The 10,132-nt window shown below is 67.0% G+C and carries 10 protein-coding genes and 1 pseudogene; 5 read left to right on the forward strand and 6 right to left on the reverse strand.

From position 1 onward, the window contains the following. Positions 1–4: 4 nt before the first annotated feature. The 5 genes from P7F68_RS16125 to P7F68_RS16145 all read right to left on the reverse strand — a co-directional run bounded on the left by P7F68_RS16125 (position 5) and on the right by P7F68_RS16145 (position 5,487). Positions 5–1,261: a Zn-dependent hydrolase gene (locus P7F68_RS16125; protein ID WP_277834655.1), complete on the reverse strand. Its 1,257-nt coding sequence runs from the start codon at positions 1,259–1,261 to the stop codon at positions 5–7. After that, positions 1,258–2,484, reverse strand: a complete 1,227-nt coding sequence (locus P7F68_RS16130; protein ID WP_277834657.1) for a diaminopropionate ammonia-lyase — start codon at positions 2,482–2,484, stop codon at positions 1,258–1,260. Before P7F68_RS16130 ends, P7F68_RS16125 begins: the two co-directional genes overlap by 4 nt. Before the next feature lie 66 nt (positions 2,485–2,550). Beyond that, positions 2,551–3,588, reverse strand: a complete 1,038-nt coding sequence (locus tag P7F68_RS16135) for a TRAP transporter substrate-binding protein (RefSeq protein ID WP_277834659.1) — start codon at positions 3,586–3,588, stop codon at positions 2,551–2,553. A 76-nt stretch (positions 3,589–3,664) separates the two neighbouring features. After that, the gene (locus tag P7F68_RS16140) at positions 3,665–4,957 is read right to left on the reverse strand and encodes a TRAP transporter large permease (RefSeq protein ID WP_277834661.1); all 1,293 of its coding nucleotides are present in this window, start codon (positions 4,955–4,957) and stop codon (positions 3,665–3,667) included. Further along, on the reverse strand, positions 4,954–5,487 hold the full coding sequence (locus tag P7F68_RS16145; protein WP_277834664.1) for a TRAP transporter small permease: 534 nt from the start codon (positions 5,485–5,487) through the stop codon (positions 4,954–4,956). Before P7F68_RS16145 ends, P7F68_RS16140 begins: the two co-directional genes overlap by 4 nt. A 225-nt stretch (positions 5,488–5,712) precedes the next feature. On the opposite strand from P7F68_RS16145, the gene P7F68_RS16150 reads away from it, so the two are divergent. After that, a complete protein-coding gene (locus tag P7F68_RS16150; RefSeq protein ID WP_277834666.1) occupies positions 5,713–6,603 on the forward strand; it encodes a MurR/RpiR family transcriptional regulator in 891 nt (296 codons plus the stop codon). 29 nt (positions 6,604–6,632) lie between these two features. Here the strand turns inward: P7F68_RS16150 and P7F68_RS16155 are convergent, their stop codons facing one another. Beyond that, positions 6,633–7,571 carry a LysR family transcriptional regulator gene (locus tag P7F68_RS16155; protein WP_002930219.1) on the reverse strand — a complete coding sequence of 313 codons (939 nt, stop codon included), beginning with the start codon at positions 7,569–7,571 and terminating at the stop codon, positions 6,633–6,635. Positions 7,572–7,756: 185 nt separating this feature from the next. On the opposite strand from P7F68_RS16155, the gene uraH reads away from it, so the two are divergent. From uraH to P7F68_RS16175, 4 genes and pseudogenes are all read left to right on the forward strand, one after another. Continuing rightward, the gene (gene uraH / locus P7F68_RS16160; RefSeq protein WP_002930226.1) at positions 7,757–8,107 is read left to right on the forward strand and encodes a hydroxyisourate hydrolase; all 351 of its coding nucleotides are present in this window, start codon (positions 7,757–7,759) and stop codon (positions 8,105–8,107) included. A 36-nt stretch (positions 8,108–8,143) separates the two neighbouring features. Further along, positions 8,144–9,337 carry a urate hydroxylase PuuD gene (locus tag P7F68_RS16165; RefSeq protein WP_277834668.1) on the forward strand — a complete coding sequence of 398 codons (1,194 nt, stop codon included), beginning with the start codon at positions 8,144–8,146 and terminating at the stop codon, positions 9,335–9,337. A 37-nt stretch (positions 9,338–9,374) separates the two neighbouring features. Next, positions 9,375–9,899, forward strand: a complete 525-nt coding sequence (gene uraD, locus P7F68_RS16170; protein WP_277834670.1) for a 2-oxo-4-hydroxy-4-carboxy-5-ureidoimidazoline decarboxylase — start codon at positions 9,375–9,377, stop codon at positions 9,897–9,899. A gap of 16 nt (positions 9,900–9,915) precedes the next feature. Then, positions 9,916–10,132, forward strand: a pseudogene (locus P7F68_RS16175) (allantoinase); the annotation flags it as partial.

Consider the following 10,132-nt stretch of genomic DNA (forward strand, 5'->3'; position numbering starts at 1 on the left):
GGATTCAGGCTCCCTCGTTGGCAAGTTGGAGCAGGGTCGCAAACAGCACGCGCAAGCCGGCGACGAGGTCTGCGGGCTGGGTGTGTTCGGCCGGGTTGTGGCTGATGCCGCCGACGCTGGGGACAAAGATCATGGCGGTCGGGCAGATGCGCGCCAGCATCTGGGCGTCATGCCCCGCGCCCGAGCTCATGCGGCGGTGGGTGTAACCGAGCGCCTCGGCTTGGGCGGCGATGCGGGCCGCGATGCCGGGGTCGAAACGTACCGGCTCGAAGCGCGCCAGGCGCTGCGTGCTGATGCTCACCCCCTCGGTCGCCGCCAGCTCGTCGAGAAAGGCCGCCAGGCGGGTCTCGGCCCGCTGCAGCAGCGCCTCGTCGGTGTTGCGCAGATCGACGGTGAGCGACGCACGCGCGGCGATGACGTTGATCAGGTTGGGGGTCAGATCCACCTTGCCCACGGTGCCGACCTGGTCCCCGCCCATCTCGCGTGTGAGCGCGCGCACGAAGTGCGCTACCGCGGCCGCGGCGTAGCCGGCATCGTGACGCATTCGCATCGGCGTGGTGCCGGCATGGTTGGACTGGCCGACGATGTCGACCTGCTGCCAGGAGATGCCCTGCAGGCTCTCCACGGCGCCGATGGTGATCCCCTCGAGATCGAGCACCGGCCCCTGCTCGACGTGCAGTTCGACGAAGGCGGCAGGACGGATGCCACCCAGCGGTGCCGAGCCGGCATAGCCAATGCGGGCCAGCTCCTCGCCCAGCACGGCGCCGTCGATCGCGCGCGTGGCAAGCGCCTCGTCCAGCGCCAGCCCGCCCGCGTAGACCAGCGAGCCGAGCATGTCGGGTGCAAAGCGCGCGCCCTCCTCGTTGGTGAAGAAAGCCACCACCAGCGGCCGCTCGGTGCTGACACCGGCGTCATTGAGCGCAGCGACGACCTCGAGCCCGGCGAGCACCCCGTAGTTGCCGTCATAGGCGCCGCCGGTACGCACGGTGTCGATGTGCGAGCCGGTCATCACCGGCGCCAGATCGGCCCGACGCCCGGGGCGCAGGCCGAAGACGTTGCCAATGGGGTCGATCGACACCTGCAGGCCGAGCTCACGCATCCAGCCGACGACGAGATCGCGGCCGCGGCGGTCGTCGTCGGTGAGCGCCAGCCGGCAGCATGCACCGGATCCGGTGCGGCCAATGTCGGCCAGCGCCGCCAGGCGCGCGAGCAGGCGCGCGCCATCGGGCTCGACGCCCGGGGCCTGGGAGACTGTCGTCATGCCAGCACCTCCTCGGCCGACCTGCCCACCACCTCCCGGTAGATCACCGGGTCGGTGTCGCCCTCGCTGCCGATCAGCAGCACACGCGCATTCGCATCCAGGCCAAGCGCCTGCCTCACGGCGGGCTCACCCGCAGCCGCCAGCAGCAGGCCCAGCCCGGTGCCGCCGGTCTCGCCGGACACGATCGCCGCATCACCATCCTGCGGCAAAGCGAACACCCGCATCGCCTCAAGCGCGAAGCGGTCGCCCACGGTGGCGTAATGGTTCGCGCCGCCGCTGAGGATCTCCCAGGCCACCGGCGACACCTCGCCGCAGGCCAGTCCGGCCATCACGGTGTCGAGATCGCCGTGCACCGCCACCGGTCGGCCCGCCTGGCCGCTCTGGAAGAAGCAATCGGCCTGCTCGGGCTCTGCGATGATGAACACCGGCCGCCGCTCACCCCAGGCCAGCCAGAAGGCCGCGCAAACCGAAGCCGCAAGCGCGCCGACACCGGCCTGCACGATGACGTGCGTGGGCAGCTCATCGCCGAGCTGGCGCACCATCTCGCGCGCCATCACGCCGTAGCCGTGCATGACGTCGATCGGGATGTCGCGGTAACCCTCGTAGGTGGTGTCCGAGACCACCGTCCAGCCGTTGCGCTCGGCCTCGGCCGCGGCGTGGCGGACGGAGTCGTCGTAGTTGCCGGGCACGCGGATCACCTCGGCGCCGTAGTGCGCGATCGCCGCACGCCGGCCCTCGCTGACCGTGGCGTGGATGTAGATCACACAGCGGCAACCGAAGAGCTGTGCCCCCCAGGCCACGGAGCGGCCATGATTGCCGTCGGTGGCGCAGGTGACGGTGAGCGCGCTGACGATGTCGCGATACTGTCCGGCGAGGATCTCCGCCGGTGTTGCCTGGTGACCGCCATGGGCCGCGGCGATCGCCTTCTGGATGAGGCGAAACACCGCATAGGCGCCGCCCAGCGCCTTGAAGCTCTTGAGCCCGAAGCGGGTGCTCTCGTCCTTGTACCAGAGCGCGCCGAGGCCAAGGCGCGACGCCAGCGCCGGCAGCGCATGCAGCGGCGTCGGGGCGTAGCCCGGCCATTGCGAGATCTCGCGCTCGGCGGCGTCGAAGCCCTCGCGACTGAGGATCGCCGCGCGCGCCTCGCCGTAGGGGGTGGTCGCGGAAACCGCGAGTGGATTGGGATAGCTTGCGATGCCCTCGGCACGCAGGATCTGTGTCATTGCCGTTCGTCCTCCGGCTGCACGCCGCGGGCGGGCGTGCAGCCGCATGGTTATTGTGGTGAAGCCTTACTTGACCTGCTCGATGTTGGCGAGCATGGCGTCGAGCATGTCGATGCCCTCGGCGCCCAGCTGCTGCTCGATCACCGCGCGCACGGCGGGTTGCGCGACGGCGGCGAACTTCTGCAGCTCGGCCTCGGGAATGGCGTTGACCTGCATGCGCTGGCCGAGCTTGGGCAGGCCCTTGTCGGCCGAGGCCTCGATGATGCGCGAAATGCCACGCCCGGCGTCCACCGCCACCGCCGCGGCCGAATCCACGACTGCACGCTCTTCCGCCGTCAGGCCGTCGTAGAACGCCTGATTCATCGTCCACACGTAGGGCGTAATGACATGGTTGGTGATCGACAGGAACTTCTGCACCTCGTCGAACTTGGCAAAGGCGATGATCGGGACCGGGTTCATCTGGCCGTCGGCAACGCCGGTCTGCAGGGCGGTGTACACCTCGGCCCAGGGCAGCGGCGTGGGCTGGCCGCCGAGCGACTTCACGGTGGCCTCATGGGTCGGCAGCGTCATCGTGCGGATACGCAGGCCACCAAGGTCGGCCGCAGTCTGGATCGGGCGCTTGGAGTTGCTGATGGCGAAGAAGCCGCCCGAGTCGAGCAGACCGAGCACCTTGAGCCCGGTCTTGGCCGACAGGTCGGCGGCGAACTTCTGACCGAAGGGGCTGCCGAGGTCCATCACCTTGTGCACCACGCCGATGTTCGGGAAGGCGAACGGCATGTCGAACACGCCGACCATCTTGTAGTGGGCGGAGATGCCGCCCGCAGACGAGATGACCGATTGCACCAGGCCATCGCGCACCTGCTGGATCACCTCGTCGTCCTTGCCGAGCTGGCCGTTGGGGAAGAGCTGCACCTTGATGCTGCCATTGGTGCCGGTCTCGACCAGACTCTTGAACACCGCTGCCATCGCACCGGAATGGCTGTCGAAGGGGCTGTCGGGGTTGAGGTGGGCCAGGCGGATGGTCTTCTGCGCGAACGCGGGCGACGCGAGCATGGCGGTTGCCGCAAGGGCAGTGACGGCAAGTTTCTTCAGCGAGATCATCATGCTTACTCCAGGGCTAGGGTGAAGGGGTACGGCAGGGGATTCAACGAAGGGGATGAAACAACGGCAAACCTGCGCCTCAACTCGCGGTCAGGCCAAGCAGCCGAGGCACGGCCAGCGTCAGGCTCGGCCAGTACGCCACGGCGAACAGCACCGCGACCTCGGCGAGCAGGAAAGGCCACAGCGAGTGCGCGATGCGTTCGATCTTCTCGCCGGTGACCGAGGCCAGCACGAACAGGCAGGCGCCCACCGGTGGCGTCATCAGCGAGATGTTGAGCGCGAGCACGATCATGATTCCGGCGTGGATCGGGTCCATGCCGATGGTCACCGTCAGCGGCGCCAGCACCGGTGCGAGGATGATGAGCAGCGCGTTGATGTCCATGAACATGCCGATCAGCAGCAGCAACGCCAGGATCAGCGCGATGATCACGGCCGGCTCGGACGACACCGCGAGGAAAGCGGCCGCGATCGCCTGCGGGATCTGGTTGAAGGTCATCCACCAGCCGACAATCGAAGCCGAGGCGATGATCAGGAACACCACCCCGGTGATGCGCGCGGTGCGCACCAGCATGTCGACCAGATCGCCCCAGCCCACCTTGCGATACACGAACACCCCCATCACCAGGGCGTAGAAGACCGCGATCGAGGCCGCCTCGGTCGGCGTGGTGATGCCGCCAAGGATGGCGCCGAGGATCATCACCGGCATCAGCAGCGCGGCAAAGCCGTCCTTGAAGGCGACGAGGATGCGGCGCAGGCTGGGCCGGTGCTCGCTCTTGGGCAGGTTGAGCCGGCGCCCGAGCGCAGCAATCACCGCCATGCAAACCAGGCAGATCAGCAGCCCGGGCAGGATGCCGGCGGCGAACAGGCCGGCCACCGACACCCCCATCAGCGAACCGTAGATCACCATCAGGTTGGACGGCGGGATGGTCGGCCCGATGATCGAGCCCGCCGCGGTGACCGCACAGGCGAAGGGCCGGGTGTAGCCCTTCTTGACCATGGCCGGCACAAGGGTGTTGCCGAAGGCCGCGGCGTCGGCCGTCGCCGCGCCCGACAGGCCGGCGAACATCACCGAGGCGACCATGTTGGAATGTGCCATGCCGCCGCGCAGGTAGCCCACCAGTGCATCGGCCAGGCCGATCAGGCGATCGGTGATACCCGAACGGTTCATGATCTCGCCAGCGAGGATGAAGAAGGGCATGGCGAGGAAAGTGAACAAGTCCAGGCCGGCGAAGAAGCGGTCCGGCGCCATGGTGAGGAAGCGGCCACTGGAGTCGATGCTCCACATGCCGACCATGCCAGTGATGCCGAGCACGTAGCCGACGGGCATGCCAAGCACCATCAGCACGACGAAGGTAAGGGCGACCGTGATCATGGGCACACCACCACATTCGGCGAGCGCGCCAGGCGCAACTGGTCGCGCACGGCCACGAGCGTGAGCTGCACCACCGCCAGCGCAGCCGCGACCGGCACCGCCGCAAAAGGCAAGGCCTTGGACATGCCGTAGATCATCGTCGTCACGCGCTCGCCACGCTCGACCATCCCGATCCCGTAGAACACGAGCATCGAAAAGAAGGCGATGCCAAGCAGGTCGACCACCGCCAGCAGCCCCCGGCGCAGCCAGGACGGGAGGTAGGCGAACAGCATCTGCACGCCGATGTGCTCACGCCGTGAGATACCCGCCGACACGGCGAGCAGCGCAACCCAGATCATCAGGTAGCGCGCCGCCTCCTCCATGAAGGTGATCGGCAGCGGCCACACGTAGCGCACCAGCACGCCGAGCCAGACGTCGAGCACGAGCACGATGAGCAGCGCCACGCAGATCAGGTCGACGGCGCGCGCCAGCTTGCGGCTCATGCCGTCAAGCGCGCGCGCCACGCCCTCGTATTCACCAGGGTCATGCATGCAGAGTCTCCTTCACACCGGTCAGCGGCCGGCGTCCGCACTCGCGGGCGCCATCCCGTCCTACCCGCTGCCCGCTCCCGCAAGTGGTGCGTGGAAGGGCAGCTTTTTCTGTTGTATGCACCATACTGGATCACCTGTTTTAGAAAAACAATCAGTAAAACGTTTTTTTCAGCTATGGTTCGCTTCAACGCAAACAACGTGCCAACACACTCGGAAGAGCGTCCGATGAGCGCTGCATCAACGCCAGGAAAGAGCGGCAAACGCCAGAACGCGGGGCCAAGCTCGCTGGAACGCCGCATCCGCGGCAGTTACGAGGGCCTGCCCAACAGCGAACGCCTGGTGGCCGATCTGCTGCTGGACTTCCCATCTCATCTCGCCACCCACTCCGCCACCGAACTGGCGCGCCTGTCGGGCGCGTCCAAGGCGGCGGTGACAAGACTGGTCCAGCGCCTCGGCTATCAGAGCTTCGCCCAGGCGCGCGCCGACGCGCGCAATGCGCAGCAATGGGGCTCACCGATCTACGTCAGCGCAACAGATGCGCCACAAGGGACGCACTCGGCCATAGAGGCGCATGTGGCGGCAGACCTGGACGTGCTGCGCAAGACCCTCGACGGGCTGGCACAGACGCGGCTCGACGAGCTCGTCACCACCTTGCACGACGCGCGCAGGGTGCTGGTGATCGGGCACCGCAACAGTGCGCTGCTCGCCACCTATGCACGCGGCCAGCTCGGCCTGCTGCGAGCGGGCGTGGAGTTGGCGCCGATGCATGGAGAGACCCTCGCCGAAGGCCTGTTCGGCCTCGGCCCGCAGGATGTGCTGCTGGCGGTGGGCTTTCGGCGCCGGGTGCCGGCCTTTCTGTCGGCGCTCGAGGTGGCGCGCAACAACGGCGTGCGGATTGCAGTGCTCACCGATCCGAGCGGCGCGGCCATGGCGCGCAATGTCGACTGGGTCATCCCCTGTCACTGCCGCGGCGCGTCGATGTTCGACAGCTACGTCGCGGCGGTGAGCCTCATTAATTTCCTCGCCAGCCAGCTCGCGCTGCAACTGGGCGCGCAAGGCCGGGCGCGCCTGCGCGGTATCGAGCAACTGCACGAGGAACTCGGCGACCTCGTTTGAGATCGCCGGCGTAGGCGCCCTCGCGAGCGCTAGGCCGAGGCGCTCACGATACGCCGCCCGCAGTCGCTGAGCAGCCGACGCAGCCAGCGATGCCCCGGGGACTGATGATTGCGCTCGTGCCAGAGCTGATAGAAGCGCATCGGCGGAAAAGCGATCGGTGAGGGCACGATCGCCAGCGGCAGCAGGTTGGCATAGAACTGGGCGAAGTGACGGGTGGTGGTGAACACCAGGTCGGTGCCCTGCAGCAGGTAGGGGGCGGCGGTGAAGGACTGGACGACGACGCGTTCCTCGCGGTGGATGCGCATCGACGCCAGCACGCTGTCGATCACCCCGCGCTGGCTGATCGAATAGGGCATCGGCACCACATGCACCGCGCGCGCATAGTCTTCCGCGCTCATGCCCTTGCGCGCAAACGGGTGTGAGGCCGCCACCAGGCAGACGATCTCGTCTTCGAGCAGCATCGACAGGTGCATGCGATGCGGTGGCTCGGGCCAGTTGCCGATCACGACGTCAAGGTCGCCCTCTGCAAGTGAGCGCTCGAAGTCGAAGTTCGGCCCGAGCGAGTGCAGCGTCAGGCGCGCCTGCGGCGCCTCGCTGCGGAAACGCTCGGCGACTCCGGCGATGAACACCGGCGCCAGGTAATCGGGCGAGCCGATACGGAACTCATGACGCGTGCTGTCGGGCTCGAAGGCCTCTGGCCCGTCGACCATGCGGTCGATCTCGGCGAGCGCCCCCTTGGCATGCGACACCAGCGCGAGCGCGCGCTCGGTGGGCACCATGCCGCCTTTCTCGCGCACCAGCAGCGGATCGCCAAGGATGTCGCGCAAGCGCTTGAGCGCAGCACTGATCGCAGGTTGCGACTGATTGAGCTTGAGCGCCGTACGTGACACGCTGCGCTCGCCGATGAGCAGCACGAACACGCGCAGCAGGTAGGTATCGAGCGGGTCATCGCTACGCCTTAGGGTCATGCTCGTCTCCTCGTCCACGGTGATGGGAGCCCGGCCTGTGGTCGCCGAGTCAGATATGCGGCAGCATATATCACTTATAAACATATATGCGATTACTTAATACACCCTGGGCTTAAACTGCAACTCAGATCAAGGGCCTGAGCACGGGCCCGCCCCACACCAGACAGCATGCAGGAGACAACACCATGGGACGCCTGACCACCCACGTTCTGGACACCGCCAAGGGCAAGCCGGGCAGCGGCATTGCGGTGATCGTCTACAGGCTCGATGGCGGGCGCCGCGAAGTCGCGCGCACCGTCACCAACCACGACGGCCGCTGTGACCAGCCCCTGCTCGAAGGCGCCGCGCTCGAGGCCGGCAAGTACGAAATCATCTTTGCCGCCGGCGACTACTTCCGCGCCCAGGGGCTGGATCTGCCCGAGCCACTGTTCGTGGACGAAGTTGCGCTGCGCTTCGGCATTGCCAACACCGAGCAGCACTACCACGTGCCCCTGCTGGTCTCGCCGTGGAGCTACTCCACCTACCGCGGCAGCTGAGCCTCGCGCTTCCCCCACTGACACAGAGACAAGAACATGGAAGCCTACCTGCTCGACTGGGCCAACCTGCTGGTCCGCTGGGTGCACCTGATCGCAGGCATTGCCTGGATCGGCGCCTCCTTCTACTTCGTCATGCTGGACAACTCTCTGAAGCCCCCGAAAAAGCCCGAAGACGCACAGCGCGGCGTGTTCGGCGAGTTGTGGGCCGTGCATGGCGGCGGGTTCTACCACAGCCAGAAGTACCTCACCGGCCCCAAGGGCGAACCGCTTACCCAGGACCTGCACTGGTCCAAATGGGAGGCCTACAGCACCTGGTTGTCAGGCATGGGCATGATGGCGCTGATCTACTGGATCGGCGCCTCGAGCTACCTGATCGACAACAGCGTCATGGCGCTGTCGCCCACCGCGGCAATCGCCATCTCGATCGCCTTCCTGGTTGCCGGCTGGGTGTTCTACGACCTGCTGTGCCGCAACATGATCGGCAAGGACGGCGTGCTCGCAGCCATCGTGTTCGTTTTCGTGATGGTGGCCAACTACGCGCTGCATCAGGTGTTCTCGGCCCGCGGCGCCTACATCCACGTCGGCGCCATGCTCGGCACGATGATGGCGGCCAACGTGTTCTTCCACATCATTCCCGGCCAGAAAAAGATGGTCGAGCAGATCCGCCGCGGCGAAGAGGTCGACACCATGCCCGGCATCGTCGGCAAGCAGCGCTCGGTGCACAACACCTACTTCACCCTGCCGGTGCTGTTCATCATGATCAGCAACCACTACCCGATGACCTATGCGCATGCCAACGGCTGGCTCGTGCTCGGCGTGCTGATGATGGCCGGCGTGCTGATCCGCCAGTTCTTCGTGCTGCGCCATCGCGGCCAGGTCAAGTGGTGGCTACCGGCCGCCGGCAGCGCGCTGATCCTGCTGCTGATCGTGCTGATGGCTCCCAAGCCGGTCGACGCCAGCGGCGAGCAGGTGTCCTTTGCCACCGTCAGGCAGATCATGGACCAGCGCTGCGTGAGTTGCCACGCCGCCTCGCCCACCTTCGAGGGATTTGCCCAACCCCCCAAGGGCGTCATGCTGGAGAGCGCGGAGCAGATCGCCCAGCACGCGGTCATGAGCGCGCAGACGGTCGCCAGCGGCTACATGCCGCTGGGCAACCTCACCGGCATCACCGATGAAGAACGCCAGGCCATCGCCATCTGGTTCGCCCAGGGCGCGAGGACGCAGGACTGAGCGCGCCGCCGAGAACGCATCGCAAGAGACCCACGCCATGAACGCTACGCCCAACACCCTCACCCTACAGGCGCTTTCCGCCCTGTCCCAGCCTGACTTCGTCAGCCACCTGGACGGCATTTTCGAGCACTCGCCCTGGATCGCCGAGCGCGCCTGGGCCCAACGCCCGTTCGACAGTATCGACGGCCTGCACGCCGCCATGCTCGCGGTGCTCGATACCGCCAGCACGGCCGAGCAACTCGCCCTCATCTGCGCGCACCCTGAGCTTGCCGGCAAGGAAGCGGAGGAAGGCACGCTCACCACCGCCTCCACCGGCGAGCAGCGCGGCGCCGGGCTGGACCAGTGCAGCAAGGGCGAGTTGCAGCGCCTGCGCAGCCTCAACAAGGCCTACCGCGAGCGCTTTGGTTTCCCCTTCGTCGTCGCCGTGAAGGGGCTCAGCCGCCACCAGATCATGGATGGCGTCGAGGCCCGCCTGAGCAACGATCGCGACACCGAATTCGCCCGCTGCCTGCAGGAGATCGGCAAGATCGCCCGCTTCCGCCTCGATGCCTTGTTCGCCTGACCCACCGGAGCCGAGCATGAAACCGAACACCCCGAGCACTCCGAACGCCCCCTACCCCCGCGACCTCGTCGGCTACGGCCGCACCCCGCCGCATGCCGACTGGCCGGGCCGCGCCCGCATCGCCGTGCAGTTCGTGCTCAACTACGAGGAAGGCGGCGAGAACTGCGTGCTGCACGGTGACGCCGGCAGCGAGCAGTTCCTGTCCGAGCTATTCAACGCCGCCAGCTACCCCG

Origin of the sequence: Thauera mechernichensis (genome assembly GCF_029588855.1) — a bacterium.
Lineage (GTDB): Bacteria > Pseudomonadota > Gammaproteobacteria > Burkholderiales > Rhodocyclaceae > Thauera > Thauera mechernichensis.

Excerpts from the sequence above, each read along its gene's own strand:
- uraH (WP_002930226.1), top strand. The coding sequence starts at position 7,757 with ATGGGACGCCTGACCACCCACGTTCTGGACACCGCCAAGGGCAAGCCG.
- P7F68_RS16135 (WP_277834659.1), bottom strand. The coding sequence starts at position 3,588 with ATGATGATCTCGCTGAAGAAACTTGCCGTCACTGCCCTTGCGGCAACC.
- uraD (WP_277834670.1), top strand. The coding sequence starts at position 9,375 with ATGAACGCTACGCCCAACACCCTCACCCTACAGGCGCTTTCCGCCCTG.
- P7F68_RS16155 (WP_002930219.1), bottom strand. The coding sequence starts at position 7,571 with ATGACCCTAAGGCGTAGCGATGACCCGCTCGATACCTACCTGCTGCGC.
- P7F68_RS16145 (WP_277834664.1), bottom strand. The coding sequence starts at position 5,487 with ATGCATGACCCTGGTGAATACGAGGGCGTGGCGCGCGCGCTTGACGGC.
- P7F68_RS16150 (WP_277834666.1), top strand. The coding sequence starts at position 5,713 with ATGAGCGCTGCATCAACGCCAGGAAAGAGCGGCAAACGCCAGAACGCG.
- P7F68_RS16140 (WP_277834661.1), bottom strand. The coding sequence starts at position 4,957 with ATGATCACGGTCGCCCTTACCTTCGTCGTGCTGATGGTGCTTGGCATG.
- P7F68_RS16130 (WP_277834657.1), bottom strand. The coding sequence starts at position 2,484 with ATGACACAGATCCTGCGTGCCGAGGGCATCGCAAGCTATCCCAATCCA.
- P7F68_RS16165 (WP_277834668.1), top strand. The coding sequence starts at position 8,144 with ATGGAAGCCTACCTGCTCGACTGGGCCAACCTGCTGGTCCGCTGGGTG.
- P7F68_RS16125 (WP_277834655.1), bottom strand. The coding sequence starts at position 1,261 with ATGACGACAGTCTCCCAGGCCCCGGGCGTCGAGCCCGATGGCGCGCGC.